The 25,410-nt window shown below is 49.5% G+C and carries 28 protein-coding genes; 3 read left to right on the top strand and 25 right to left on the bottom strand.

The window, feature by feature from the left end:
• Nucleotides 1-123 precede the first annotated feature (123 nt).
• Nucleotides 124-1,587: a transposase gene (locus PaeBR_RS11870; protein WP_410511273.1), complete on the top strand. Its 1,464-nt coding sequence runs from the start codon at nucleotides 124-126 to the stop codon at nucleotides 1,585-1,587.
• Nucleotides 1,588-1,672: 85 nt separating this feature from the next.
• Here PaeBR_RS11870 and trmFO read toward each other — a convergent pair whose 3' ends face one another.
• From trmFO to PaeBR_RS11820, 10 genes are all read right to left on the bottom strand, one after another.
• Complete coding sequence (gene trmFO, locus PaeBR_RS11865) at nucleotides 1,673-3,082, bottom strand: FADH(2)-oxidizing methylenetetrahydrofolate--tRNA-(uracil(54)-C(5))-methyltransferase TrmFO (protein ID WP_410515002.1); 1,410 nt, start codon at nucleotides 3,080-3,082, stop codon at nucleotides 1,673-1,675.
• 22 nt (nucleotides 3,083-3,104) lie between these two features.
• Nucleotides 3,105-5,204, bottom strand: a complete 2,100-nt coding sequence (gene topA / locus PaeBR_RS11860) for a type I DNA topoisomerase (RefSeq protein WP_410515001.1) — start codon at nucleotides 5,202-5,204, stop codon at nucleotides 3,105-3,107.
• A 36-nt stretch (nucleotides 5,205-5,240) separates the two neighbouring features.
• Nucleotides 5,241-6,359: a DNA-processing protein DprA gene (dprA, locus tag PaeBR_RS11855; protein WP_410515000.1), complete on the bottom strand. Its 1,119-nt coding sequence runs from the start codon at nucleotides 6,357-6,359 to the stop codon at nucleotides 5,241-5,243.
• Between the two features lie 178 nt (nucleotides 6,360-6,537).
• Nucleotides 6,538-7,467 carry a succinate--CoA ligase subunit alpha gene (gene sucD, locus PaeBR_RS11850; protein WP_410514999.1) on the bottom strand — a complete coding sequence of 310 codons (930 nt, stop codon included), beginning with the start codon at nucleotides 7,465-7,467 and terminating at the stop codon, nucleotides 6,538-6,540.
• Between the two features lie 61 nt (nucleotides 7,468-7,528).
• Entirely contained in the window at nucleotides 7,529-8,689 is a 1,161-nt protein-coding gene (sucC, locus tag PaeBR_RS11845; RefSeq protein WP_410514998.1) for an ADP-forming succinate--CoA ligase subunit beta, read from the bottom strand.
• A gap of 338 nt (nucleotides 8,690-9,027) precedes the next feature.
• Nucleotides 9,028-9,495, bottom strand: a complete 468-nt coding sequence (locus tag PaeBR_RS11840) for a MarR family winged helix-turn-helix transcriptional regulator (RefSeq protein ID WP_410514997.1) — start codon at nucleotides 9,493-9,495, stop codon at nucleotides 9,028-9,030.
• Between the two features lie 558 nt (nucleotides 9,496-10,053).
• Nucleotides 10,054-10,437: a LytTR family DNA-binding domain-containing protein gene (locus PaeBR_RS11835; protein ID WP_410514996.1), complete on the bottom strand. Its 384-nt coding sequence runs from the start codon at nucleotides 10,435-10,437 to the stop codon at nucleotides 10,054-10,056.
• A gap of 15 nt (nucleotides 10,438-10,452) precedes the next feature.
• On the bottom strand, nucleotides 10,453-10,575 hold the full coding sequence (locus PaeBR_RS11830; RefSeq protein WP_410514995.1) for a cyclic lactone autoinducer peptide: 123 nt from the start codon (nucleotides 10,573-10,575) through the stop codon (nucleotides 10,453-10,455).
• A 6-nt stretch (nucleotides 10,576-10,581) separates the two neighbouring features.
• Nucleotides 10,582-11,097 carry an accessory gene regulator B family protein gene (locus PaeBR_RS11825; protein WP_410514994.1) on the bottom strand — a complete coding sequence of 172 codons (516 nt, stop codon included), beginning with the start codon at nucleotides 11,095-11,097 and terminating at the stop codon, nucleotides 10,582-10,584.
• Nucleotides 11,090-11,722, bottom strand: coding sequence for a hypothetical protein (locus tag PaeBR_RS11820; protein WP_410514993.1), 633 nt, complete (start codon nucleotides 11,720-11,722; stop codon nucleotides 11,090-11,092). The genes PaeBR_RS11825 and PaeBR_RS11820 overlap by 8 nt, the downstream gene beginning before the upstream one ends.
• Nucleotides 11,723-11,985: 263 nt before the next feature.
• Between PaeBR_RS11820 and PaeBR_RS11815 the strand changes: the two genes are divergently transcribed.
• Nucleotides 11,986-13,704, top strand: a complete 1,719-nt coding sequence (locus PaeBR_RS11815) for a YifB family Mg chelatase-like AAA ATPase (RefSeq protein WP_410514992.1) — start codon at nucleotides 11,986-11,988, stop codon at nucleotides 13,702-13,704.
• A gap of 26 nt (nucleotides 13,705-13,730) precedes the next feature.
• On the opposite strand, the gene PaeBR_RS11810 is transcribed toward PaeBR_RS11815, so the two are convergent.
• The 10 genes from PaeBR_RS11810 to PaeBR_RS11765 all read right to left on the bottom strand — a co-directional run bounded on the left by PaeBR_RS11810 (nucleotide 13,731) and on the right by PaeBR_RS11765 (nucleotide 21,315).
• On the bottom strand, nucleotides 13,731-14,240 hold the full coding sequence (locus tag PaeBR_RS11810; protein ID WP_410514991.1) for a phosphoesterase: 510 nt from the start codon (nucleotides 14,238-14,240) through the stop codon (nucleotides 13,731-13,733).
• Between the two features lie 124 nt (nucleotides 14,241-14,364).
• The gene (locus PaeBR_RS11805; RefSeq protein WP_410514990.1) at nucleotides 14,365-14,772 is read right to left on the bottom strand and encodes a hypothetical protein; all 408 of its coding nucleotides are present in this window, start codon (nucleotides 14,770-14,772) and stop codon (nucleotides 14,365-14,367) included.
• A gap of 145 nt (nucleotides 14,773-14,917) precedes the next feature.
• A complete protein-coding gene (locus PaeBR_RS11800) occupies nucleotides 14,918-15,304 on the bottom strand; it encodes a YraN family protein (protein ID WP_410514989.1) in 387 nt (128 codons plus the stop codon).
• Nucleotides 15,301-15,603 carry an EscU/YscU/HrcU family type III secretion system export apparatus switch protein gene (locus tag PaeBR_RS11795; protein ID WP_410514988.1) on the bottom strand — a complete coding sequence of 101 codons (303 nt, stop codon included), beginning with the start codon at nucleotides 15,601-15,603 and terminating at the stop codon, nucleotides 15,301-15,303. Before PaeBR_RS11795 ends, PaeBR_RS11800 begins: the two co-directional genes overlap by 4 nt.
• Complete coding sequence (locus tag PaeBR_RS11790) at nucleotides 15,600-17,888, bottom strand: hypothetical protein (protein WP_410514987.1); 2,289 nt, start codon at nucleotides 17,886-17,888, stop codon at nucleotides 15,600-15,602. The genes PaeBR_RS11795 and PaeBR_RS11790 overlap by 4 nt, the downstream gene beginning before the upstream one ends.
• A gap of 130 nt (nucleotides 17,889-18,018) precedes the next feature.
• Nucleotides 18,019-18,630: a ribonuclease HII gene (locus tag PaeBR_RS11785; protein ID WP_410515158.1), complete on the bottom strand. Its 612-nt coding sequence runs from the start codon at nucleotides 18,628-18,630 to the stop codon at nucleotides 18,019-18,021.
• A gap of 199 nt (nucleotides 18,631-18,829) precedes the next feature.
• Nucleotides 18,830-19,690, bottom strand: a complete 861-nt coding sequence (ylqF, locus tag PaeBR_RS11780) for a ribosome biogenesis GTPase YlqF (protein WP_410514986.1) — start codon at nucleotides 19,688-19,690, stop codon at nucleotides 18,830-18,832.
• Between the two features lie 28 nt (nucleotides 19,691-19,718).
• Nucleotides 19,719-20,339 carry a signal peptidase I gene (gene lepB / locus PaeBR_RS11775; protein WP_410514985.1) on the bottom strand — a complete coding sequence of 207 codons (621 nt, stop codon included), beginning with the start codon at nucleotides 20,337-20,339 and terminating at the stop codon, nucleotides 19,719-19,721.
• Between the two features lie 195 nt (nucleotides 20,340-20,534).
• On the bottom strand, nucleotides 20,535-20,879 hold the full coding sequence (gene rplS / locus PaeBR_RS11770) for a 50S ribosomal protein L19 (RefSeq protein WP_410514984.1): 345 nt from the start codon (nucleotides 20,877-20,879) through the stop codon (nucleotides 20,535-20,537).
• A 151-nt stretch (nucleotides 20,880-21,030) separates the two neighbouring features.
• Nucleotides 21,031-21,315, bottom strand: coding sequence for a hypothetical protein (locus PaeBR_RS11765; RefSeq protein ID WP_410514983.1), 285 nt, complete (start codon nucleotides 21,313-21,315; stop codon nucleotides 21,031-21,033).
• A 268-nt stretch (nucleotides 21,316-21,583) separates the two neighbouring features.
• On the opposite strand from PaeBR_RS11765, the gene PaeBR_RS11760 reads away from it, so the two are divergent.
• Nucleotides 21,584-22,528 (top strand): hypothetical protein, encoded by a 945-nt coding sequence (locus PaeBR_RS11760; RefSeq protein ID WP_410514982.1) that lies wholly within the window; start codon nucleotides 21,584-21,586, stop codon nucleotides 22,526-22,528.
• Nucleotides 22,529-22,904: 376 nt separating this feature from the next.
• Here the strand turns inward: PaeBR_RS11760 and PaeBR_RS11755 are convergent, their stop codons facing one another.
• The 5 genes from PaeBR_RS11755 to rpsP form a co-directional block, all read right to left on the bottom strand.
• Nucleotides 22,905-23,039 carry a hypothetical protein gene (locus tag PaeBR_RS11755; protein ID WP_410514981.1) on the bottom strand — a complete coding sequence of 45 codons (135 nt, stop codon included), beginning with the start codon at nucleotides 23,037-23,039 and terminating at the stop codon, nucleotides 22,905-22,907.
• Between the two features lie 393 nt (nucleotides 23,040-23,432).
• Complete coding sequence (trmD, locus tag PaeBR_RS11750) at nucleotides 23,433-24,182, bottom strand: tRNA (guanosine(37)-N1)-methyltransferase TrmD (protein ID WP_410515157.1); 750 nt, start codon at nucleotides 24,180-24,182, stop codon at nucleotides 23,433-23,435.
• Complete coding sequence (gene rimM, locus PaeBR_RS11745) at nucleotides 24,182-24,709, bottom strand: ribosome maturation factor RimM (protein WP_410514980.1); 528 nt, start codon at nucleotides 24,707-24,709, stop codon at nucleotides 24,182-24,184. Before rimM ends, trmD begins: the two co-directional genes overlap by 1 nt.
• Nucleotides 24,710-24,815: 106 nt before the next feature.
• The gene (locus PaeBR_RS11740; RefSeq protein WP_379464401.1) at nucleotides 24,816-25,046 is read right to left on the bottom strand and encodes a KH domain-containing protein; all 231 of its coding nucleotides are present in this window, start codon (nucleotides 25,044-25,046) and stop codon (nucleotides 24,816-24,818) included.
• Between the two features lie 22 nt (nucleotides 25,047-25,068).
• Nucleotides 25,069-25,341 (bottom strand): 30S ribosomal protein S16, encoded by a 273-nt coding sequence (rpsP, locus tag PaeBR_RS11735; protein ID WP_036656710.1) that lies wholly within the window; start codon nucleotides 25,339-25,341, stop codon nucleotides 25,069-25,071.
• Nucleotides 25,342-25,410 lie beyond the last annotated feature (69 nt).

Here is a 25,410-nt window from a genome sequence, read left to right as displayed (position 1 = left end):
AAATTGGAAAATAATTTGGAGATTGTGACAAATTCCTTTAAAAAAGGCCTTGACTTTTAGCCCATTTTTCCAAAATCGCGTGGTAAGGGTTTTTTTCCACTACTCGCGATTGGAGTGTTGTTCATGAAACCGATTCTCGTTCCCCATTCCCAGTATCAGGATGTTGTCCTTCGGCAACTTCAGGAGGGCAACGTCTTTCTCATTCGGAAAGACTGGCCTCTAGCCGCCATCTTCTGGATGACCGATTTGTCCCCCGTTACGGATTTTTTGCAGGATGCTTATTCTACACGGGGACCTCTGCCTCGCGATCCGGCCTCCATGCTGCGCTCCTACTTACTCTTCCTCATGACCTGCCCCCAGGTCGGGCTCACCGAATGGATTAACGTCATGAAGCGTACGCCCATTTACGCCATTCTTAGTGGCTTTCCTCTAGATGACCTGCCCGGCGTGGGTACTTTTTACGACTTTTTAGCCCGCTTTTGGAACGGCTCTACTCCCCACTGGAGACCTAAGCGCCAACCCAAACGCAAGCGTAAAACCAAGAGAGGCAAGAAAGGAGAAAAAGCGCCAACCGCCACTCCCGGCAGAATCAAGCGCCTGGTTCAGTGGATTCTTTCGCATCCCGAGAAGAATCCCGTTCTGCCTTCCGACCGTCTCTTTGACTTTTTCCAAACTCAGTTTCTTTCCACATCCGCAAGCCTCGGTTTGCTCGGGGACATTTCGGCGCTAACTACGGCCGGTGATGGCACACCGCTCGTCACTTCCGTCTATCCCCGCAGCAAACCGACTTGCGATTGTCGCGCCCGCGGTATCCTTGTCTGCAACCATCCTCGTCTGTATTCCCAGCCCGACTGCGACTCCGGCTGGGACAGCGCACGCGAAAGATACTTTAATGGCTACCACCTGTACATGATCTCGGCGGCGGATAGTCCTCACGATTTGCCGCTCTATCCCAGACTCCAATCTGCCTCTCAGCATGACGGGGTTAGCCTGGTCCTGAGCACAACCGAATTTCAGCAACGATTCACCTTGGGCACGGTGGACAAAATGCTGCTTGATGCCGCTCACGACACCGAAGCGATTTACAAGCTTCTCGATACTCACCACATCGAGCCGTTCATTGACCTCAACCCCCGGGGCACGAAAAATACGGCAACGGGCAGCGAAGTGAAGATTTCTCCCACCGGCATTCCCCTTTGTCCCAAGGGCAATGAAATGAGACCCAACGGTTTTGACAAGTCCCAGAACCGTCGGAAGTGGAGATGCTCTCCGGCCTGCGGCTGTTCGTCCGCCAAGTATGGCTTAACCTACCACACGTTCAGCCGCGACAATCTCCGCATGTTTCCCAAGACGCTTCGCGGGTCCGAGAAGTGGAAGCTCATTTACAAGCGCCGCACCTCGGTGGAACGTTCCAACAAGCGCGAGAAGATTGACTACAAGCTTGAATCCGGTCGGCACCTTTCCACGATGATGTGGTACAACCGCATCTACGGCATTATGATCTGCCAACACATGCACGCCTGGTACCTCAGCCAAAAAGAAGAATGGGATCTTTTGAAAACCGTCTTTCGTCCTTTTCTGGCCTAACTTTTTTTAAAAAATGATCTGATCCCAAGGGCGAAGTCTGCCCTTTTTTGAAACTGGTTTTCACTTTCCACATTTTACAGCTCGATTACTCAGTTTTTACGGTAGTCACCTCTTGAAATCGTTTCTTATTCCGAGAGGCTATTAAACTCAGATCCCCGGCTGCCGGCTCTTTATATGCAAGCCCTGTACGGGTAGCATATTCGGACAAAGCCTCAAGTGCTCGGTGTGCGAGAAGCTCATTTTTTTCTTTCTTATTACGGATTTTCTTCTCCGGCTTCGGCAGCAGGCCAAAGTTGGCATTCATCGGCTGGAAATGCTCCGGATCGGCTGAGGTAATATAGGCAGGCATGCTTCCGAGGACCGTATCCGCCGGAAAGACCAGACCCTCTTCCCCAAGAGCCGCTCTGGCCGCGTTAATTCCGGTGATTAGACCCGATGCCGCGGATTCCACATAACCCTCTACCCCCGTCATTTGACCGGCGAAGAACAGCCGCTCGCGCCCCTTCATTTGATAGGTTGGATGAAGCAGCTTCGGGGAGTTGATAAATGTGTTGCGATGCATTACTCCGTAACGCACATATTCGGCATTCTCAAGGCCTGGAATAAGGGAAAATACCCGCTTCTGCTCACCCCACTTCAAGTGAGTCTGGAAGCCCACCAGATTATAGAGTGTACCTGCGGCATTATCCTGACGCAGCTGAACAACAGCATAAGGAAGCTTTCCTGTGTGGGGATTTAACAATCCGACCGGTTTCATCGGCCCGAACAGCGCCGTTTGCTTGCCGCGCTTCATCATGATCTCGATAGGCATGCAGCCCTCGAAGTAAATCTCCTTCTCGAAATCTTTAAGTGCAGCCACTTCAGCCGAGATGAGCGCATCATAGAATACATCGAATTCCGCTTCAGTCATCGGGCAGTTAAGGTAAGCGGCTTCACCTTTATCGTAACGTGATGCCAAATAAACCTTGCTCATATCTATGGAATCCTTCTCGACAATCGGAGCAGCCGCATCGTAGAAGTAGAAATACTCTTCACCCAGCAGACCCTTGATTTCAGCAGACAAAGCAGGAGAGGTCAGGGGTCCGGTAGCGATGACAACAATCCCTTCCTCCGGTATATGCGTAAGTTCTTCATTTATGACTTCCACTAGGGGATGGTTATGCAGGGTGGCTGTGATTTCACCGGAAAAACCGTCCCGGTCCACGGCAAGCGCACCACCAGCGGGCACCGCATGGCGGTCAGCAGCTCCAAGCACAAGCGAGTTCAGCCTGCGCATTTCTTCCTTTAGAACGCCTACCGCATTTCCCAATCCGTTCGCCCGCAGCGAGTTGCTGCACACAAGCTCTGCAAATTGATTGGTATGATGGGCCGGTGTCTTCACCACGGGCCGCATTTCGTACAGTCTGACCGGCACGCCGCGCGAGGCAATTTGCCAAGCCGCTTCACTGCCGGCCAGCCCTGCACCGATTACTGTTACTTTAGCTGTTTCCGTCAACTTCACTTACCTCCTGTAGAGACTATAAGTCCGCTATTTCTTCGTTGTCCTCGACGGCTTCTGTATGGTCGCACGACGTACATTGCAGCTTGGTTCCCTGTTTATTGCGTTTCTCAATCATCCATGAGCCGCATGCGGGACAAGGCTTGGCCGACGGTCTATCCCATGATACGAAATCACAGCCGGGGTATTGATCACAGCCGTAGAAGACACGCCCCTTCTTGCTGCGCCGCTCAACAACCTTTCCTTCATGGCATTTAGGACAGCTGACACCAATATCTTTCACGATAGGTTTCGTATTCCGGCAATCCGGAAAGCCTGAACAAGCCAGAAATTTACCGAAGCGGCCCAGCTTGTAAACCATCGATTTACCGCATTTTTCACAAAACTCATCGGAGACTTCGTCTTCGATCTCAATTTCTTTCATTTCTTCTTCGGCAAACACAAGCCGTTTCTCGAAAGACTCATAGAATTCGCCCAGAACCTTAACCCAATCCTCGGCTCCCTCTTCCACATGGTCAAGATCGCCTTCCATATTAGCCGTAAATTCTACGTTGAGAATCTCCGGAAAGAACTGCTCCATCTGTTCAATAACCAGTTCTCCGAGTTCCGTAGGCATGAACTTCTTCTCTTCAATGGCAACATAGCCGCGTTTCTGAATGGTTTCCAGTGTTGGCGCATACGTACTTGGACGTCCTATACCCAGTTCCTCCAGCGTCTTGACCAACCTGGCTTCCGTATATCGCGGAGGCGGCTGTGTAAAATGCTGCTTAGGCTCGATTTCCTGCTTGATCAAGTCATCCCCGGCTTTCAGCGGAGGCAAGTACTTGTCCTCATCCGTAGTCCCGTCATCGTTGCCTTCAACATAAACCTTCATGAAGCCGGAAAAAGAAACCTTGGAGCCAACAGCCCGGAATATGGCTGTGCCCGCAGCGATATCCACTGACAGCGTATCGAGCACTGCAGAAGCCATCTGGCTGGATACAAAACGTTCCCATACAAGCTTATACAAGCGGAATTGATCCCTGCTCATAAACTCTTTCACCATGTCAGGCTCGCGAAGTACGGATGTCGGCCGGATCGCTTCATGGGCATCCTGGGCATTTGCAGCTTTCTTGGAATACTGGCGCGGCGTTTCCGGCAGAAACTTCTCTCCGTATTTGCCAGTAATCAGCTCTTTCGCTTCATCCTGGGCCGTTGCAGAAATACGGGTGGAGTCCGTACGCATATACGTAATCAAACCTACGGTGCCCTCTTTACCCAGCTCGACGCCCTCGTACAGCTGTTGTGCTACGGACATGGTTTTAGCCGCACGGAAGCCAAGCTTACGCGCAGCCTCCTGTTGAAGAGAACTCGTAGTAAACGGTGCGGAAGGATGCCGCTGTCTTTCCTTTTCCTTGACCTCGCTCACCTTAAAAGCAGAATCCTTAATCGCTTCTAAAACTTCCTTTACATCACTTTCTTGATGAAGCTCTTTTTTGTTACCGTTCAGTTTATGAAACTTGGCCTCAAATACGGAATCTTGAATGCCAAGCTTGGCGGTAATACTCCAATACTCCGTTGGCACAAAGGCGGAAATTTCATTTTCCCGGTCCATAATAATTTTGACCGCAACCGATTGAACGCGTCCGGCCGACAGTCCCTTTTTAACTTTCTTCCATAATAGAGGGCTGATCTTGTAGCCAACAAGCCGGTCCAATATCCGCCGTGCCTGCTGCGCGTTAACCAGATCCATATTGATTTTGCGGGGTGTCTTGAAAGCATCCTTAACAGCCTGCTTGGTAATTTCATTAAAAACAACCCGGCACTCCTGGGTATTGTCCAAATCCAGCGCATGCGCCAGGTGCCAGGCAATCGCTTCCCCCTCGCGATCCGGGTCAGCTGCCAGATACACTTTTTTCACTTTCTTGCTGGCATCCTTCAATTCTTTCAGCACGGAGCCTTTACCGCGAATTGTGATATATTTTGGATTGAAATCATTCTCAACTTCTACACCAATCTGGCTTTTAGGTAAATCCCTGATATGTCCCATTGATGCCTTAACGATATATTTACTGCCCAAATATTTGCCGATCGTTTTCGCCTTAGCCGGCGACTCGACAATGACCAATGCATCCGCCACGGATTCGTCCTCCTCGTCAACACTCAAACTTCTATATTAAATTACCTTATAAATAGCACCTGGTAATTGTGTTACCGCTTTTTTTATGATTAAAGATAACAGAACTGAATGCAAATGTCCAAAATCCCACCTGCTCCTCGTAAGCAGCTCATCAAGCGTAAATGGCCCCTGATGCAGTATATGGTATAGTTGGGACTCCTCTCTTGTCAATTTCTTTTCAAATAAAGAGTCTTCCGGAGTGCGTTCGGTTGAGGCGTTCTCCTCCAGATTTCGGGTTGCTTTTGGCAAGCAGGATGCGTATTCTTCCAAAATATCAGCACTGCAGGTTACCAGCTTCGCCCCTTGTTTGATAAGCTCCAAAGCCCCCCGGCTTTTGGGAGAGGTAATCGGTCCGGGAACAGCGAACACATCCCGCCCCGCCTCCAGGGCAGCATCCGAGGTAATCAACGATCCGCTCCGGCTGTCGGCCTCGACCACGATGGTGCCGAGGCTGAGACCGGCTATTATCCGGTTACGCTGCGGGAACAGGCCGGGATGACTCTTCGTGCCAATGGGATACTCGGATATGACCAACCCATCTTGCGCAATCTGCCGCAGCAGCTCCCGGTTCTCCGGAGGGTAAACCTTATCCATACCCGTAGCGATAACGGCGATAGTTCCTCCCAGCCTTGCAAGTGCAGCTTCATGACAGACGCTATCAATTCCCTTCGCAAGTCCGCTAACAACAGCAAGACCGGCATCGCTGAGTTCTTCCGCCAGGGTCGAGCCTACCTTTCGTCCATAGGCAGTAGGTACTCGGGTACCTACCATGGCTACAGACGGACGGGAAATAAGCTCAAGCCTTCCCCGGTAATAGATCACCCAAGGGGGCTGAGCGGTTTCCTTCAAGAGTGAAGGGTACTCTTTATCCAGCACTGTGAGCAAAGCCACACCGCTTTCTTCCATTAAAGAGTAACGAGTGTTTATCCAGTCCTCCGTAAACATAGAGGAAAGCTTCATCGGCAAATTCCCCTTTAAGCCGATATTTTCCCAGTCCGCGGCGCTCGATGTAAAGGCCCGTTCGGATAATAATCCGGCTTTGCATATTCTGTAGATACTCTTCCAGCCGATGCCTTCGACTTCATTTAGCCCAAACAATAAATAACGATCCAACATTCGTATACTCTCCCTTTAAGGGAAGGCTCAGGCCTTCCTTATTTTGTGTAGTGTACATTTTTGCGCATAAACGCAAAAAAGCAACCTTTCATTCCCTGGCAGGAACAAAAGGTTGCTTACCTTTGTATTGATTATACCCCAGCCAATCCAAAAAGTGGGGATTTCATCCAAAGTTATTTCAATGTGTCGTGCATACATTCAAAATGCCGCGCTCTTCAAGTACACTAACCAGTGTGGACCCCATCTCGGCAGGCGTTGGAGCTACCTTGATGCCGCAGGACTCAAGGACAGAGATTTTCTCGCTCGCCGTTCCTTTGCCGCCGGAAATAATGGCCCCTGCATGGCCCATCCGCTTGCCGGGAGGCGCCGTTGCCCCGCCAATAAAGCCGACAACCGGTTTAACCATGTTATCACGGATCCACAGCGCCGCTTCTTCTTCCGCCGTTCCGCCGATTTCTCCGATCATGATTACCGCTTTGGTATCGGGGTCTTCGTTAAACAGCTTCAGAATGTCGATAAACTCAGAGCCCTTAACCGGATCACCGCCGATACCCACAGCAGAGGACTGGCCGATTCCCCGCGTAGTCAGCTGATGAACCGCCTCATATGTCAGGGTACCGCTGCGGGAAATAACGCCTACATAACCCGGCATATGGATATAACCAGGCATAATGCCGATTTTGCACTCACCGGGTGTAATGACTCCAGGACAGTTAGGCCCGATCAAAACCGTCGAGCGTCCTTCCATATAACGTGACACCTTAACCATATCCAATACAGGAATACCTTCCGTAATACAAATGACCAGATCAAGCTCGGCATCCACTGCTTCCATGATCGAGTCGGCAGCATAAGCCGGAGGCACATAAATTACACTGGCGGTCGCACCCGTGGCCGCTTTGGCTGCGGCGACGGTATCAAATACCGGAAGGCTGACCTCTCCGCCATTCTCCAGCTGGATATTAACGAAAGTACCGCCTTTGCCCGGAGTGACCCCGCCAACCATCTGTGTACCGTAATCCAGCGCACCCTTAGTGTGGAATAATCCGGTTGACCCCGTTATACCCTGTGTGATAACTTTCGTATTTTTATCTACAAGAATGCTCATGCCTATGTCACATCCCTACTTAAATTGTCAAATACGATAACTAAGATCGGTCTTCCTTATATTACTGCACAAGAGCGACTATCTTACGGGCACCGTCAGCCATCGAATCAGCAGGCACGATGTTGAGTCCCGAGCCGGCCAGAATCTGTTTGCCCAGCTCTACATTCGTTCCTTCAAGCCGGACAACCAGCGGTTTGGTTAAGCCGAGCTGTCCTGCCGCTTCCACAACACCGTTCGCTATTACATCACAACGCATAATGCCACCGAATATATTGACGAAAATTCCGTTAACCTTCGCATCGGATAAAATGATTTTGAAAGCCTCTGTAACCTTCTCTGTAGTGGCACCGCCGCCCACATCCAGGAAGTTGGCGGGTTCCCCGCCATAATATTTAATAATATCCATTGTAGCCATCGCCAGACCCGCTCCATTCACCATACAGCCGATATTGCCGTCCAGTGCTATGTAGCTTAGATCATACTTTGAGGCTTCAATTTCCTTCTCGTCTTCTTCATCGAAATCTCTAAGCTCCTGAATGTCTTTATGCCGGAACAATGCGTTGGAATCAAAATTCAGCTTCGCATCCAGCGCCATGATATTTCCGTCCGCCGTAACCACCAGCGGGTTAATCTCGGCTATGGAGCAGTCTTTATCGATAAAAGCCGAGTATAGCGCTTGCATGAACTTGACCGCTTTACCTACAAGCTCATTAGGAATAGAGATACTGTACGCAAGCTTGCGGGCCTGGAACGTCTGCAGTCCGACAGCCGGATCAATAATTTCCTTGAAAATTTTCTCCGGATGCGTAGCTGCAACCTCTTCGATCTCAGTTCCGCCTTCCTCGGAAGCCATCATTACGACCCGGCCGGAGCCCCGGTCGACGACAAGTCCGATGTAATACTCTTTAACAATCTGACAGCCCTCTTCAATAAGCAGCCGTTTCACTACCTTGCCTTCCGGTCCTGTCTGGTGTGTGATCAGGGTTTTGCCAAGGATCTCGCCTGCATAACTCCGGACTTCTTCCATATTCTTGGCGACCTTTACGCCTCCGGCTTTTCCACGTCCGCCGGCATGAATCTGGGCTTTCACGACGACGACCGGGCTTTTCAGCGACTCTGCGGCTTCCACCGCTTCCTCCACTGTATAGGCCACTTTCCCGTTGGGGACTGCGACTCCGTACTTCTTCAGCACTTCTTTTCCCTGATACTCGTGGATATTCATTCCGGAAGCCTCCTAAAGTGTTGCGGTACCTGCAGGCTGCCTGCATTCCGCATTCCGTTTTGATTGCCGCAAGTGGGGTCCAGGCCGGTACCATATACACTTTCCCGGAACTAGTAGAAACGGCTTTGCCGCCCTTTAAGGACGGCATCGTTTCTCCGAGCGACATATGAAGCAAAGTATGAAATCAACCTATACTTTCTTTATATGTCTAATAATGAAACCCAGAATATTGTAACATGTTTTTAAAACGCTTTCCTTAAAATATTTCATCATTTATACACATATTTTCGCACGGTATCATGCCGCAGCGAGATCAATAGCCTTGACAACCAGTTATACTATTTCCGAGAACCGCCTATATTAGCTTCATGCACCCGGCTCAGCAAGCTCTTGAACTGCCCGAGCAGATCCTCAAATTCCCCGCCGGACATGGTTGTTCCCTCCATCATTTTACCGGGAATGCAAGCGGCTTCTGCCTGCAAAGCCCAGCCCTGCTCGGTCAGAGAGATCAGAACCTTGCGTTCATCCTGTAAAGAACGTTCACGCAGGATCAGTCCGGCAGCCTGCAAACGTTTCAGCAAGGGAGTAAGAGTCCCTGAATCCAGGAACAAAGCCTCTCCGATTTCTTTTACAGTGCATTGCTGCTTCTCCCATAACACCAGCAATACCAAATACTGCGAGTAGGTCACACCGATCTTGTCCAAATAGGGCTGGTACAGCTTGGTGATCTCGCGCGAGCAGGCATATATGGTAAAACAGAGTTGATTCTCCAGCAGCAGTTCAGGCGTTGAAGTCTTTTTTTGCATATCTTTTTCACCTGCCTTCTTGCCTTATTTTATCATAATGCGTTATTAACTTCATGTTAATAGCGAGAAATAATTTGACTATCGTTTAATTTGCATTGAATTATATTGTGTGCAATATAAGAAAGAGGATGTTCCAAACTCCTGGAAATGGCTGCCGGGACACCCTCACTTTGTGGAGTGGGATTTAAGTGGGTGGGGTAGAAGAGAGCTTTCCTTCGGAAAGCTTTTGGGCGACCGCTGCCGCTTTTCCGCAATCGTTCCGTCCTCTCCGCTGCTTTCAGCGGGAACCATCCCTAAAATCTCGCACCACTAACCGCTTCCTTTTCCAGCGAATGAAGGCACCGGGGTTTACGACGGATTCTGCTTCGGGGCATGCCAACAACAACCCTCGAAGTCTGGTGGCTTTCACTTGCCCATAATATGGCTGAAACAAGCTGCGCTCGACCGGAAACAAAAAGGAGCCAGTCTCCATAACCGGAAACTGGCTGCCTTTTTACCATTTTAAGATGAGAAGGGCTGTTCTCAATTCGTAGAAAGTCTACCTCATGGGAAAGCCCCTTAATATGTGACTATTACCGCAGGATTAATGATATCCAAGGCGTTCTTAACCTCTTTAATTCTGTGTCTGGCAATCATGCAGCGTTTGGAATTACTGTCTATTGCATCTTCAAAATATGCTACATTAAAGGTTTCATCAATTCTTACAACCTTTTCCAGGTTCAGCGAGTTACCTCTGTCCACCATTGCGAATTTGTGCCCGCTGCCGTTTAAAGCATCGGTCCAGTATTTTAGAGTTCCTACAGTGAAAAAGGAGTTATCCTCTGTATGAACCACAATTCGGTCTTCCCTCCTGGAGTATTCCAGCATTAATATTTCGTCCACATTAATACTAAAAATACCGGAGATCCCTGCGGGATCGCGAGTGACGGTAATCGTAGCCACTGGTCCCACCTCCAGTTATTTAAGTAGTTCTTCGGGCGTTTCTCCTTGGTAGATGTATACAAAGCTGGCTGTAGAAACGACCATTACCGCAAACAGAGAAAGCCCGGTTGCCAACGCGTAAATACTCTTTCTCAGCATTTTTATTCACCTCCTTTTTTTAATTAATGTGATACATTGCATAAAAAAAGAGAGAGCCAAAACAGGAGATTGAATCCAAAGATTTGAAGCTACAAGCAGAAATGAAGAGGCTTTTAAGAAGGGATAATATCTGGACGGTATGCGCGACTGTCTTTCGATCCTTGAGGGCGCATAGATCAGTGCCAGCAGCATGCCCGTCACATTAAGTATCTGAATCCAGAGGTGAGTGGGATGCAGCAAAGATAAAATCGTTATTATTACGGTAGATCCTATAACGCACCAAATGCCGGATTTAAGATGAAGCCCCCCGGAAAGTTGCCGTAGAATTGCGAACGATATTAATATAATTATCGTCTCTTGAGTTCTCCCAGTGAAGAGAGAAATGGAAATACTTAAAATTATGATTAATAGGGCATTAATTACAAGTGCCAACGCAAATTTCAAAACCGCTTCCGAAGCCGGATGATCAGGTACGGTGCGTTTTATTCTCATGGCCAGCTTTGCTGCCACCATGTCAATCATTCCATTTTTCCTTTCTTAGTGCGTAATACAAAAAGAAAAGGACTGCCACCGTAAAATAGGATACATTCAACCAAATATCATTATAGAAAAAGAAAACCGCCGCCATAATCAATGTCATTATGATGGATCCAATGACCATGACATGCTCGAACTTAAATCTTAATTTCTCAAAATCGGCCGCAAACCCGACACCAAACTTATACAATAACCAAGCCAATAAAATCCCGAAAAGTCCGCTTGTGGATTGAAGCATATAACCCTTTACTACATCTCCCTGCACTTCGGCCAGGGTCAGATTCCAGAATAAAATTTTGAAGGTTAAGGATTGAATGACTACGAATGCAAAATACCCGGAAATCGTGATGATCGAGGACCAAACCAATGAAATTCTCATTACGGTCGTTAAGAGAAAAATGAAAAGAAGCATGTTAATAATAGGTACAAGAAAAGCCAGAGACAACTCCTCGCGCAGAACAAAGCTTTGCAAATTCATTAGCAAAATCACAAATAAAGCATACCATATAAATTCCGTTGCCTTCATTCGATAAATGGACATCATTAATGAGAAAACCGCAACACCTTCTATTGTTGAGAAAAAAATAAACCCTACCGGCTCCCACGACACAACAAAACACCGCCCGACATTATTTTTATTACAGATTTAATTATATATCCGCTTCCGAAGTACGTATACTACTTTAATTACAGCGTGCTGAGCTTTTGCGGCAGCATCCCTTTTTGTTCGACATATCCTATAAGTATTGTAAATTACCGTCGATCGTTTGTATAATAATATAGCAACCATAAATATTGGAAGATAAGGAAGCACCTATCTTGAAGATTTGACGCCCGCCAAGGGCGTAATCCCAGAGAAGAGGTGTTTTTGTTATGTATGGAAAGATGCACAGCGCCTGTCTGTATGGTATAGAGGGCGTAATGATCGGTGTGGAGATTGATCTGGCGAATGGGCTGCCCCAATCGAATATTATCGGTTTGCCCGACTCCGCCATTCGGGAGGCGGTAGAACGGGTGCGCGCTGCTGTCAAAAATTGCGGGTACCGCTATCCGCAGCTGCGCATCACCATAAACCTTGCGCCGGCGGATCTGCGCAAGGAGGGCTCCGCGTTCGATCTGGCCATCGCCCTCGGCATCCTCACGACAAGCGGCCAGCTTGTCATGCCTTCTGCCGGGGAGATGCTGCTGATCGGGGAGCTTGCCCTGGACGGCAGCCTGCGGCCGGTGACCGGCGTGCTGCCGATGGTGGAAGCCGCCCGCCGGGCCGGCTTCCGGGCTGTGCTGCTTCCGCGCGGAAACGCGGCGGAAGCTTCCCTGATCAGCGGCATGACCGTGTATGCCGCCGATCATTTACGTGAGCTGCCGGAACCGGCGCAGCTCACAGGGGAGTCCGAGATGCAGAGGAAGGCTTCGGACGACATGGATGGGCATAGAGATTCGGCTGCGGCTGGGGATACTCCTGCTGTCCCCCCTGCTGATTCCTTGCCTTTTCCTGTCACCTCCAGCTTCGCGACCCCTGCCAAAGAGCTTCCTCCTGTCCTGGCGCTAAACCTAGAACATTTGAAATATGTGCCCCAAGTCTCCATCCGTTCTGCCAACCTTACGCCTGATGCGGAAATAGGGGAGGACTACAGCGATGTAATAGGACAGCACCATGTCAAGAGAGCCTTAACCATAGCTGCTGCAGGGATGCACAACATCCTCCTCATCGGTCCGCCTGGCACAGGCAAGACTATGCTGATTAAGCGGCTTCCCGGTATTCTGCCTCCGCTCTCCGACAGCGAGGCGCTGGAGGTCACCAAAATATTCAGCGCCGCCGGAAAGCTGAAGGACGCACACAGCGGACTGCTGCGCAGCCGCCCCTTCCGCTCCCCCCATCATACGATATCGGGCGCCGGACTTATTGGCGGAGGAGGAATTCCGAAGCCGGGCGAGGTCAGCCTGGCGCATCGCGGACTTCTGTTTCTTGACGAGCTCCCCGAATTCTCGCGCAACGTGCTGGAGGTATTGCGTCAGCCGCTGGAGGACGGGGTCGTGACGATCAGCAGGGCACGGGCCGCTTTTACCTTCCCCGCTCAATTCATGCTTGCTTGTTCAATGAATCCTTGTCACTGCGGTTTCCTGGGCAGCGGGAACCCGCAGCAGCGGTGTACCTGCAGCCCCGCCCGTATCGCCTTATACCGGGCCAAAATTTCCGGACCGCTGCTGGATCGTATCGACCTCCAGGTTGACGTGCCGCGGCCCAAAGAATTGGATCGCCAAGGGCCCGTGCTGTCCTCGGCGGAAATGCGGACTCACGTCACAGCAGCCCAGACCATTCAGGCCCAACGCTACAAGAACCTGTCCATCTCATGGAACAGTGAGCTCTCAGGCGCGGCTCTCCGGCGTTTTGCTAACCTTGGAACACCGGAAGCCGGCATGCTTCAGCATATTTTGGAGTCTCTCGGGCTCAGCATGCGGGCACATGACCGTATTATCAAGCTGTCTCGTACGATCGCCGATTTGGAGGGGGCCTCGGATATCACCTCCGCACACATTGCGGAAGCCGTCCAATACCGTAATTTGGACCGCCAGGCGATAGCCGAGGAGTAAGTTCAGGTTGATTTTGATGTGGATGGCTACTCCTCTTCACTAGCAACCACCGCAGCCCTGATCTCCTCAAAGGACAGCGGCTTATAGTCCCAATGCTCAACACAAATATTGAAGTGATTCTTCCCTTCATACTTCTGACCATGGATGTGACCATGCACATTTACGTATGGCATATGCTTGTTCATGTACATTGGCTCATGTGAGAGGAAAAAGAAGTCCTTATAAATCAGCGGATACTCACTCACTTCGGCAAAACCCGCATCAAGCCACCAGATCCGGCTCCGGCCACGGTCATGGTTCCCCATAATCAGAATTTTGTATCCGTTCAGCCGGGTTAGAATATCTTTTGTCGCTTCTTTGTTCAGGAAGGAGAAATCCCCCAAATGAAAAACTTTATCGTCTCTTCCAACTGCAGCATTCCAGCTTTCAATCATGGACTCATTCATCTGTTGCGCATCTGTAAATGGACGTGATTCAAAATCAATAATGTGCTTGTGACCAAAATGATGATCTGAGGTGAAAAAAACGTTTGCCATTTATAGTCTACTCCTTTCGATAAAAAGCTCCGGTCCCTCCAATTTACTGGAGTGTACCCGGAGCCCATCCAACAAAGCGGTCAATCCGTCTGGAATTCTTTATTCAGAGGCGTCTATTATTTCCTTAATCACGCTTGTAAAACCGCCGATGTTTATCCTCCATATTTATAAGTTCCGCAATCGGCGGCGCTCCTTCATTCTCTATGAGCCATTCCCGCATAGCCCTGATGGCCTCAACCTGACCATCTCCTTTATCGCGCCAGGTTAAGAGATCAACTACTTTGATAACCAGCGCCATCAGACTGCTGTTGCTGTTCTGCGTCTTATCCGCCCTGATTTTTTGAAACAAAGCTTCATTTTCCCAATCAATCAATATTTCTTCGGCAACTGTCGGCCGCATGATGGTAAATGGATTATGGCATTGCGGACAGCTGACAACCGACACAGGCTCCCTGCTGAAAACCGCTTCAATTTTCCCTTCGCACTGGTGGCATGCAAAGCTCACCTGTATTTCTAATGGCTGTTTGTTCATTCGGACAGCCCTCCTCTACATGGCTTTAAAAAGGTACACTATGTTTTTACCCATTTCCTTTCGCATATGACCCATAGTGCAGACGCTCCATAGAGACTTCTATTATAGATAATGCTTATTCAACGTAAAAAGGAGGCAAAATCACTCAAAAGGCTTCCCGAATATGGTTCAGTGAAACCACGCTTAAATCACTGTTCAATATTACACTGATGACTTCAAAGGATAGCGGACGATCACTCTGTCGTTTCAAATGCAGATAAAATTCCGCCGTGCTGCGGACTTGCTGTATTTTGCGGGCATCGACCGATTCTTCCGGGGTTCCCTGCATGAGGCTGTTGCTGCGGCTGCGCACTTCCACAAAAACAAGACGATCCCGTTCCAAGGCAATAATATCAATCTCTCCGCTGCGGCAGCGCCAATTGCGTTCAAGGATTCCATACCCCATGGAGGACAAATATTGCACGGCAGCTTCTTCAGCAGCGTGTCCCTTTTGTTTACGGTTAAATCTTTCTCCGGAGTAATATTTGTTCATTCCCGCCTCCGCGCCACTGCCGCCCGGTCACTCTGATACACATAGCTCAGCACTTCGGCCACAAGCTGGTACAGCTCTGCCGGAATCTGCTGATCCAGATCCAGCTTCGACAGCACCTCAACCAAAGCGGCATCCTCCTGAACAGCCACACCGTTCTCTTTGGCTTTTTGCAGAATAGCATCCGCCACAGCACCTTGGCCTTTAGCCACAACGACTGGAGCTTCTGACTGACCGGGGGTGTATTTGAGGGCTACCGCTTTTTTGAGTCTTTGTGAAACTTCGTCAGACTGCTCCTTCATATCCGATAATCCACCCCTTTATAGGAATCGGGCACAAAATCGACCAACTTACCGGGGCTTTTATCGGACTCTGCCGGTTTTTGCACCGGAAGCGGCTCCGTTCGCAGACCTGACAGCTGATAACCAATGGATTCTACGGATGTCTTGATCTCATCTCGCCGATCCTCCAGCAGCTCCAAGACCCAGGGATCATTATTATGCAGCTTCAGACTAACGATATGATCGACAACCTGGACATCGACAAGGGTCTGACCCAGCTGCTTCATTTGCAGATCGAACCACAGGCGGCAGTTCGCCGCATCCAGTTCTCCCTTGCGTCCCCGTCTGGACTGGATATGCACCGATGCCGTTTCTTCTCCATCCGGGCCTTTCAGCGGCAGGAACAGGGTCACCTGGGCAAAAGGAGCCGTCCGGTCCGTATTCAGCAGCAGCTGCTGGCCGGTCATGTGCTGCACCAGCTGGCCGGCGGCTTCCTTGAGCGCCGGCGGGACCTCGCTGCTGCCCAGAGCCTGCAGCAGCACGCCCTTCAGCGTGTCGGCGCTTTCGCCGGCGCCGACCGAAGCGGCGGCGTTGCCCGCGCCGCCGCGCACTGCGTGCTGCTCGTGCTCCGCACCGAGCAGCTTCAGCACCCGCCCCACCCACGACTCCATGTCGTGGGGAGCGGGTGCCCCCTGCAGCGGCTGCGCAGCCGCTGCAGGGTTGTCCCCGCGCGGCACACCCGCGCCGGGGGCCGGGTCTTGTCCCGCCGCGTCAGCGGGCGGGACGGCGGCGAGCTGCGGCAGACTGCCGCGCAGCTCGGCCAGAACGCCCTGCAGCTTCGCGAGCAGGGCAGAGCCGGAAGGTGCAGCAGCATTGGCTGCACCCGCAACGCCTTCAGCACTCCCTGCGCCCGCAGCGCCTCTAGCTACGCTTCCAGTCCCATCTCCCTCGCCAGCTTCTGTTGCTGCTGCGCCTTCACTGCCACCTGCACCCCCAGCGCTTGTAGCTAAGCCACCAGTGCCACCTGCATCATTTGCTCCTTTAGCTACTCCCGCATCTCCACCTGTATCACCAGCTCTTCTAGCTGCACCTTCACTCCCAGCGCCTCTAACTGCACCTCCAGTGCCACCTGCATCATTTGCCCCTTTAGCTACTCCCGCATCTCCACCTGTATCACCAGCTCTTCTAGCTGCGCCTTCACTCCCACTTGCGTCCCCAACGCCTCTGGCTGCGTCACCAGCGCTTCCAGCATCCCCAGCACCTCTAGTTCCACCTCCAGCGCTACTTGCATCCCCAGCACCTCTAGCTGCGCCTCCAGGGCCACCTGTATCCCCAGCGACTTTTGCATTGACAGCATTGCCACTTTCATCCCCAGCACCTTTTGCTGCATCCTCAATACCGCCTGCACCATGAGCAGCTGCAGTCCCTGATGCTGCGGCCGTTCCATCCGCTCCGGAACGGATTCCGGGAACCGCATTCCGCCCTCCGTCCGTACTTTCTTCATATATGCCTTCTTTAACCACGTTCAGGGGTATTTTTCCAGAAGGATTGTCAGGTGTTTCCACATCTTTTCCTGCAGCTAGTGCCGCCGTATTCCCAACGCTCTCCGCTTTCAGCGGATTACCTGCTGCCCCGTTTGACAATGCCATTCCAGAAGAAGAAGTATGGGGCATGTCACCCGTTACGGCCGCTCCGCTTTTTCCGTCCTTTTGTCCTGCCCAAAGGCTCAATTGTTCCTCCAAAGCTGACAACAGCTGATGCAGCTGGGGACCAAAAACAGCCTGCTGTAATCCTCTTACACTCTCGGCTGTAACCGGCAGCCCTCGCTTTGCCGAGATTACTGCTGCTTCAAGCCATTGCTCTGCCGGCACGCCGGGAGGCTTAGCATTCATAACTGCATTCAGCTTCGCAGCTGTTTCTTTGGTTAGCGCCAATCCAGCGGACTGCATTGCCTGAACAATTTCACGACCCGCCTTGGCATCCGTAAGACCAAGCGTCTCCAGAGCCTCTCCCATACTTTGCGGGGAGACTAGCGCAGCTTCACCGAGAGGGACCGGCTTTAGAACTGGCAGACCGCCTTCAGCAGGAGGTGATACCTGCAGATTCACCGTTTGCCCCGCCTGCAGCGGTGTTTCCAATTCTGCACGCACGGGGGTGCCCTGAATCTGCACAACCGCTTCCTTGCCCGAATCCGATACACTCAGAACGACACCGCGTACGATTTGTCCCTCTTTTAATTCCAAAGATTTCGGTTCTCCCGCCTTGCTGTCTCCGAGCAGTCCCCGTATCAGTGATCCGATGTTCATACAGCACCCCTCCCTTCTGTTATCTTTTACTTCTCATTATCATTTCAGTTCTTCCATCATTTAATCTTTATCGGCAAATTCATCTCATTTAACAAGAGAACAACGCTACGCCCGGATTTCAGCGCTTATGCTAAAAAAGCGTCTGCTGCTCCGCCAGTATTCTCCCGAGAAAGCTGCGCCGGTGCATCGGGGTCGGGCCCAAAGCCGTAATTTGTTCCCGGTGCAATTTGGTCGCATAACCCTTATGTATCGCAATTCCGTAATCCGGATATAATTCCTCCCACAACCCCTCACAGAGCCTGTCCCTGGTTACTTTAGCCACAATAGAGGCAGCGGCAATCGACTGGCTGTTCGCATCCCCTTTAATAATAGCCTGCTGCGGCAGGGGTAAATCCACCTTTTCAGCATCGATCAGCATATAGTCCGGCGTTTGAATCAAGCCTTCCACTGCTTTTTTCATAGCCAGACGGGAAGCCTGCTTAATATTAATCTCATCAATAACATCGGAATCCACATAACCCACGCTAACCGCCAGCGCCTGCTCCATAATCATCTCGAACAGGCTGTCCCGCTTCTTGGCGGTCAGCTTCTTGGAATCGTCCACCCCTTCAATAATTAGACCCTCCGGCAAAATGACGGCCGCCGCTACCACATCCCCAAACAGACAACCTCTCCCTACCTCATCAACACCTGCAATTCGGCGATAGGATTGTTCCCAGCCCTTTTTCTCGTATAAAAGCATATCAATCGTACTCAACTTTCATTCACCGCCACTTATGATTTCTACGCAATCCTTATGAATCAGCTTAACATAGTAAAGCTTACGAGGTCATCCCTCTTTATACTTACAACATTTGTCCAAAAAAAGCCAAAAAAGAGCCAACCGTTTCCGGCTGCCTCTTCTATCCTTACACTAACCTTATGTACCGGATACCGCCTGCTTAAGGGGTCTCCAGTGTAAAGCGGCCCAGCTTGCCGTCGCGCAGCTCATGCAGCAGTGTGCGGGAAGCCTTCTCCAGATCCACCCGTCCCCCGCTGATCAGACAGCCGCGCTTACGTCCAATGGCTTCCATAACGGCCACGATCTCATCCGGATTCTCCAGATCCTCAGGGAGCTTGTCTATTCCGAAGCGCTCCTTGAATCTCGATCCGTAATCCTTCACCAAATATTTCACCGCGTAAAAAGCAATATCCTCAACATTGAGGATTTCCTCTTTGATGGCTCCCGTTACCGCCAGACGGTAACCAACCTCTTGATCCTCGAACTTCGGCCACAAAATACCCGGGGTATCCAGCAGCTCCAAATCCCCGCCCGTCTTAATCCACTGTTGACCCTTGGTTACCCCAGGACGGTCACCGACCGCAGCAATATGCCTTCCGGCCATTTTGTTAATCAATGTAGATTTCCCTACGTTCGGGATACCGACGATCAGAGCACGCATTGCCCGTGGATTCATGCCTTTGGCAATTTGGCGGTCGATCTTTTCCTTAAGCAGCAGCTTGACCTGCTCTGGAATTTCCTTAATCCCCGTTCCAGTGGAAGCATCCACGGGATGTGCGATATGACCTTCCTCCTTAAAATAGGCGAGCCACTTCCGCGTTGCTTCCGGATCAGCTAAATCTGATTTGTTCAAAATAATAAGCCTCGGCTTATCCCGCAAAATATCGTCAATCATCGGATTGCGGCTGGAAAGCGGAAGACGGGAATCGAGCAGTTCTATGGCAACGTCAATCAGCTTCAGCTTCGCCTCGATTTGCCGTCTGGCTTTCGTCATATGACCAGGAAACCATTGAATGGCCATTGCCGACACCTCCTTTGACTTCTATCCATTAATGGTTAATCAGTTCAATATCTTTTACCGGCCAGAAGATTATATCCGCCCGGCCGACAATATCACCCAGCGGTACATAACCGATCATCCGGCTATCTCTGCTATCCGAGCGGTTGTCACCCATTGCGAATACATGCCCTTCCGGCACAGTAGTATCGGTAAAGTCTTCGTTAGGGAAGTTCTTATTATTGTACAGAGTGTTATTATTATGCGCGTCATCGATAGCCCCTTGAATATAAGTTTCGTTCACCGGCTCGCCGTTAACCGTAACGACATCCCCTTCTACTTTTACCGTATCCCCGGCTACAGCAATTACACGTTTAATGAAGTCCTTGCCCTCTGAAGGAACATGGAATACGATCACCTCTCCCCGCTGCGGAGGTCTGATATCGTATAAAATCTCATTCACAATGACCCGTTCTCCTGTATGGAAATTAGGTTTCATGGAAGGCCCGTCCACAATAAACGGTTTGAACAAAAGCCAGCGAATCAGAATGACCAGCACTAAGGCAATTGCAATAGCCTTGATCCATTCCAATACTTCATTTTTCTGCTTGGGAGGCTGTTGCTGGCTTGATTCTCCACTCTCACCTTGTCCCTGCTGCAAATCCTGCTGCATGGTTCACCGTCCTCTCTGTATGCTGTTCTTACAATTTAACACAAAAAAACTTCCGCCAAAAACCCCTCCGCAGATACTCCTTCAGAAGGCCTTTTTGGAGAAGCCGTTCCCCAGCGACTATATGAATAGTAATTTCTTATATTTTGATAAAACGAAAGGGGCTTGAACTCAAGCCCCTTCCTTTTTGTCACTATTCTAGCGACGGATTTCTTTAATTCTTGCTGCTTTACCGCGTAGTTCACGAAGATAGTAAAGCTTCGCACGACGGACTTTACCATGGCGAGCCACTTCGATTTTTTCGATTTTAGGCGAGTTCAGCGGGAATGTTCTTTCCACACCAACACCGTAAGAAATTTTACGAACCGTAAAAGTCTCACTGATTCCACCGCCACGACGTTTGATTACAACGCCTTCGAACAACTGGATACGCTCACGAGTTCCCTCGATAACTTTTACGTGCACCTTCAGAGTGTCACCCGGGCGAAAACTCGGGAGATCGCTGCGAAGTTGCTCTTGCGTAATAGCTTGTAGGATATTCATTAAGGACTTCCTCCTTCCGTACAGGTGTTCTTGCTTCTTCCGGAGAGAACTGTGCTCTCCTTCATTATCCGCAGCGGACCACCGTATTCCACACAACAGAAATAATAATACCATATCAGCCATTCCAATACAACTAGTAAATTAATATCTACTATAAGGGAAGCATGTCCCGCTTCTTGGCCTTGCCCCGGCAATCCTTGCATAAACCAACTACCGTTCCATTATCCTGTGCGTAGAAAATCAGCTTGCCGTTCTTCTTTTTGCAGTAGGAGCATGGTTGTTCCCCGCTTTTACTCTTGGTTTTATGATTCCTGTCTATGGGAATAACATTACTGGTGGAGACCCGTGGGTTAGCTGCACTCCTGTTCCGGCTGCGAACAATAAAATAAACAAACGCCAATACCAACAATATAACTATAACTGCGACGTATCGCATTCTGCCATACCCTCTCTCTAGCGGCATATAAATATACTCACTATTATAAGATACGCCTTTTTTACAGGACAAGCTATTTTGTTGCACAACTCTTTACACGTTGACGCATCCTCGTTAATTTCCAGAATCCTACTGGTCTCAGGTCCAGTATTATAACCCGTCTGCAGCCTCTTTTTGAATAATTTCCCATAATGTATAATGATGGAAGTACATAAGCCATTTTCTACAATTACTATAAGCTCAACTAAATATTAAGGGGGATTTATGAATGAGAAATAATTATAAGCCGGTGTTGGCTGCAGTGGTGTTATCTATGGTGCTCCTGGTAGGCTGTACAGAGCTGCCGGGCAAGGCGGATTCCAACCCGGGACAGAACACTGCAGAAGAAGTGGTACAACAGGATTTTGGTGCAGCATTGCAGCAAAAAATTGGCGAAGCAACAGCGAATATTGAGCAAAATGTTGAGAACGCAGTAGACCAGGTAACCGAAAGTGTCAAATCCAAGGGAGTAAGCGAGCAGCTGTCCGTGTCCGAGGAGATCGGCTCCTCATCGGTTCTGGATATAGACAATCCCGTGGGGGAAATCAAGGTTTTACCCGCATCCGGCAATCAGATGACCGTAAACGCCACTCTCTGGTTTAAGAACAACCCCTCTCATGAAGATGACCGCCAACAAATCTTGGATAATGCCGAGGTGTCCATCCAGATTGCTGGAGACGAAGTGAAGGTATCCACGTATGCCAAAGATGATCCACAAAAGGATATCTGGAGCTGGGCTCAGGATAAAGTCGATTACTCGGATTTCAGCGTTGATTATGTTATTGAAGTTCCGGACGGTGTTGATACGTTTCAAATTACCAATAATGTCGGGGAAGTTAACCTTCGTGATTTGAAAGGGACGTACCGCATTGTCAGCAATATAGGAGCTGTAAATATTTCAGGTGCTGAGGTTACGGGAAAATCCACAGTGGAGACAAATACGGGCAGCATTCATCTGGAAATAGCCGGTATGAGTGCTGACAGCAGTCTTAAGGCCAAAACCGATATCGGCGGCCTGACCGCTGTTCTGGATGATTCCCTGAAATGCAGCCTTGAAACAAAGAGTGAACTCGGAGCCATCACGGGTGCACCCGGCGGTAAAAGTATAATTAACGGCGGTGGGCCGCTGCTCTCCCTGTTCTCCTCCGTCGGTTCAATTACAATTAACAAATAAGTATATGAAATTAAATCTAGCATCCTTCTGATTTTTTCTAAAATTTTATGGATATTTTAAAATAGCTGTGCTATACTCTTGGCACAAGGAAAGGAGGTGCGTTCACATCAAGCATGACATGTTGAACGTATCCCTTACCCGAACCAATCGCTAATCAACTGGCATTGGTGGCGCGGGATACGGATCAAGGCTTTACAGCTTTAAATAGCGCCCCGGGTAGAGAGACCGTCTTCGGACGGTCTTTTTCATTTACTTTTTCATGAGTTCCATGGCTACGTTACAAATAAAACCATTAAAGCAGCGAACGCAAATGTTCACCTGTCTTTAATGGTTTTATTGTTTTACTATGTGGTTATTTCTTATTCATTTTCGCTTTTCATAAGGAATTTCGGGTCAAGGCTTTCGATTTTTTATAAAAATCGATAATATCGCTCACCGTGCGGAGCTGCTCCGCTTCCTTTTGGACAGCGTCCACGTCCTGCTTGAATTCTTCATGCGTTTTCGTAGTCACTCCAATTCATTCCTTTCGTTTATCATACTGCTGCTCCATCTGTTTGCTTTCTCCCGTCTGCATTATATATTACCCACAAAACACCCCGGTAACGCACTTTATCAGTATATGCCGACGTAATCGGTTTGATGACTAATCTCAAAAAATTATTTTCCACTATATAAAGTGAACTAATGATTCCGGCAAAAGATGTTTGGTGATATCCGGGGACAAAGGCGGTCGCTATCGCTCCTACAGTTCCAAAATTCCCCTCCATTACTTTTTCACGCTGCTCATCTTCTGTTTAATTCTTTAGTTCATAATATATAAGTTCAAAAGTGTTTCTGGACATAACAAAAACACCCTATTTACGTAATTTCCGTTAATAAGGTGTTCGTATGCAGGACTGTTATATTAATGGTTATCCCTTTTAAGCCGCTCCAGGATCTGCTTGTCCTTTGGCGTCAACTCTGCTGTATCCAGCAGATCAGGTCTGCGCTCCAAAGTACGCTGCAGCGCCTGCTCACGCCGCCACAGTTCGATGTTGGCATGATGTCCGCTTAGCAGCATATCCGGCACCTTCCAGCCGCGGAACTCCGCAGGACGCGTATAGTGCGGATACTCTAGCAGGCCCGTACTGAAGGAATCCGTCACTGCCGAAGTCTCATTGCCAAGTGCTCCCGGCTGCAGACGAACCACGGAATCAATTACTGTCAGCGCCGGAAGCTCGCCTCCGGTAAGCACATAATCACCGATGGACAGCTCGTCCGTCACCAGATGCTCCCGAATGCGTTCGTCATAACCTTCATAATGTCCGCAGATAAAAATAAGATGCTGCTCCTGCGCCAACTCTTCAGCAATATGCTGGTTGTAGGTTTGGCCTTGCGGACACATCAGGATAATACGCGGTTTAGCGGCTTCTTCAGCAGGAACAGGAGACAAGAGGTGCTCGACAGCCGCGAAGATCGGATCAGGCTTCAAGACCATCCCTCCCCCTCCGCCATAAGGAGTATCATCCACAGTGTTGTGCTTATTGCCCGAGAAATCACGGAAATTAACAGCATTTAAGGACACAATACCTTTATCACGGGCTTTGCCAAGAATACTTGTGCCAAATACGCCTTCACACATCTCAGGAAACAGCGTAAGCACATCAATTCTTATCATGACAGCAGCCCTTCCATTAAGTGAATCGTCACACGTTTGGCCTGGACATCCACATCCAGCACCACATCATCAATAACAGGAATAAGGATATCCTGCCCTTTTGCAGGCTTAACCACCCATACATGATTGGCCCCCGGGGTCAGAATCTCCGTAATTGTACCCAGAAGTCCTGATTCAGGCTCATCCGTATAAACCTCGCAGCCAATAATTTGGTGGAAATAATATTCGTTAGCCGGCAGCTCAACCAAATCACTGCTGGGCACCTTGAGCAGACTGCCTTTATATTTTTCCACCTGGTTGATATCGTTATATCCCTTCAGCTTGGTAATGAACATCCCTTTATGCTCACGTGCGGATTCCACGATGACCTCAAAGGTACTGTTTCCATTCTCAGGAATAACAATCAGCTTCTTACCTGCTGCAAACCGCACATCAGGAAAGTCGGAATAAGATAAAATTTTCACTTCTCCGCGAATACCATGCGTATTCACCAGTCTGCCTACCGTTAATAAATCCTCCGTCATGTGATCCTCTCCTTTAGCAACATTACATGAATCCCGCTTACTTCTATATCATAGAACAAAAAGGAGCCGGGATATACTATCCCTAGCCCCTCATTGTGCGATCTACTTAAGATAAAATATCTACCGTTACGCGTTTATCGCTCTTGACTGCTGCCGATGTGACTACTGTACGCAGCGCTTTGGCGATCCGGCCCTGCTTGCCAATGACCTTCCCCACATCATCAGGATGTACGGACAGCTCATATACAATCAGGTGATCCTTCTCTACGATCCGTACCGTCACATCTTCTGGATGATCCACTAAAGCCTTAGCAATTACTCCAACTAATTCTTCCATAGAGGACCCTCGCATTCAGTCATTATTTCTGTTGTCTAAGCTCATGGAACTTCTTCATCACGCCTGCTTTGGAAAGCAGATTGCGGACGGTGTCAGATGCTTGTGCACCTGTCTGAAGCCATTTAAGAGCTTTCTCTTCATCGATCTTAACTACTGCCGGTTGTTCAATCGGATTATAATAACCAATTTCCTCGATAAAACGACCGTCACGAGGGGACCGGGAATCAGAAACCACTACACGATAGAAAGGCGCTTTATGTGCACCCATGCGTTTCAAACGAATACGTACTGCCACGAAATTCACCTCCTTAAAAGAATATCGATCCCACCCAAACCCTCCCTTCCAAGGGAGGGCCCCAAGGGT

The organism is Paenibacillus sp. BR2-3 (assembly GCF_046529485.1).
Lineage (GTDB): Bacteria > Bacillota > Bacilli > Paenibacillales > Paenibacillaceae > Paenibacillus_AQ.
The sequence above is the reverse complement of the archived record's forward strand: the minus strand, read 5'-3'. Positions and strand labels throughout refer to the sequence as shown.

Excerpts from the sequence above, each read along its gene's own strand:
- PaeBR_RS11870 (WP_410511273.1), top strand. The coding sequence starts at position 124 with ATGAAACCGATTCTCGTTCCCCATTCCCAGTATCAGGATGTTGTCCTT.
- dprA (WP_410515000.1), bottom strand. The coding sequence starts at position 6,359 with ATGTTGGATCGTTATTTATTGTTTGGGCTAAATGAAGTCGAAGGCATC.
- sucD (WP_410514999.1), bottom strand. The coding sequence starts at position 7,467 with ATGAGCATTCTTGTAGATAAAAATACGAAAGTTATCACACAGGGTATA.
- sucC (WP_410514998.1), bottom strand. The coding sequence starts at position 8,689 with ATGAATATCCACGAGTATCAGGGAAAAGAAGTGCTGAAGAAGTACGGA.
- PaeBR_RS11840 (WP_410514997.1), bottom strand. The coding sequence starts at position 9,495 with ATGCAAAAAAAGACTTCAACGCCTGAACTGCTGCTGGAGAATCAACTC.
- PaeBR_RS11830 (WP_410514995.1), bottom strand. The coding sequence starts at position 10,575 with ATGCTGAGAAAGAGTATTTACGCGTTGGCAACCGGGCTTTCTCTGTTT.
- PaeBR_RS11825 (WP_410514994.1), bottom strand. The coding sequence starts at position 11,097 with ATGATTGACATGGTGGCAGCAAAGCTGGCCATGAGAATAAAACGCACC.
- PaeBR_RS11815 (WP_410514992.1), top strand. The coding sequence starts at position 11,986 with ATGTATGGAAAGATGCACAGCGCCTGTCTGTATGGTATAGAGGGCGTA.
- PaeBR_RS11810 (WP_410514991.1), bottom strand. The coding sequence starts at position 14,240 with ATGGCAAACGTTTTTTTCACCTCAGATCATCATTTTGGTCACAAGCAC.
- PaeBR_RS11805 (WP_410514990.1), bottom strand. The coding sequence starts at position 14,772 with ATGAACAAACAGCCATTAGAAATACAGGTGAGCTTTGCATGCCACCAG.
- PaeBR_RS11800 (WP_410514989.1), bottom strand. The coding sequence starts at position 15,304 with ATGAACAAATATTACTCCGGAGAAAGATTTAACCGTAAACAAAAGGGA.
- PaeBR_RS11795 (WP_410514988.1), bottom strand. The coding sequence starts at position 15,603 with ATGAAGGAGCAGTCTGACGAAGTTTCACAAAGACTCAAAAAAGCGGTA.
- PaeBR_RS11790 (WP_410514987.1), bottom strand. The coding sequence starts at position 17,888 with ATGAACATCGGATCACTGATACGGGGACTGCTCGGAGACAGCAAGGCG.
- PaeBR_RS11785 (WP_410515158.1), bottom strand. The coding sequence starts at position 18,630 with ATGCTTTTATACGAGAAAAAGGGCTGGGAACAATCCTATCGCCGAATT.
- ylqF (WP_410514986.1), bottom strand. The coding sequence starts at position 19,690 with ATGGCCATTCAATGGTTTCCTGGTCATATGACGAAAGCCAGACGGCAA.
- lepB (WP_410514985.1), bottom strand. The coding sequence starts at position 20,339 with ATGCAGCAGGATTTGCAGCAGGGACAAGGTGAGAGTGGAGAATCAAGC.
- rplS (WP_410514984.1), bottom strand. The coding sequence starts at position 20,879 with ATGAATATCCTACAAGCTATTACGCAAGAGCAACTTCGCAGCGATCTC.
- PaeBR_RS11765 (WP_410514983.1), bottom strand. The coding sequence starts at position 21,315 with ATGCGATACGTCGCAGTTATAGTTATATTGTTGGTATTGGCGTTTGTT.
- PaeBR_RS11760 (WP_410514982.1), top strand. The coding sequence starts at position 21,584 with ATGAGAAATAATTATAAGCCGGTGTTGGCTGCAGTGGTGTTATCTATG.
- rimM (WP_410514980.1), bottom strand. The coding sequence starts at position 24,709 with ATGACGGAGGATTTATTAACGGTAGGCAGACTGGTGAATACGCATGGT.
- PaeBR_RS11740 (WP_379464401.1), bottom strand. The coding sequence starts at position 25,046 with ATGGAAGAATTAGTTGGAGTAATTGCTAAGGCTTTAGTGGATCATCCA.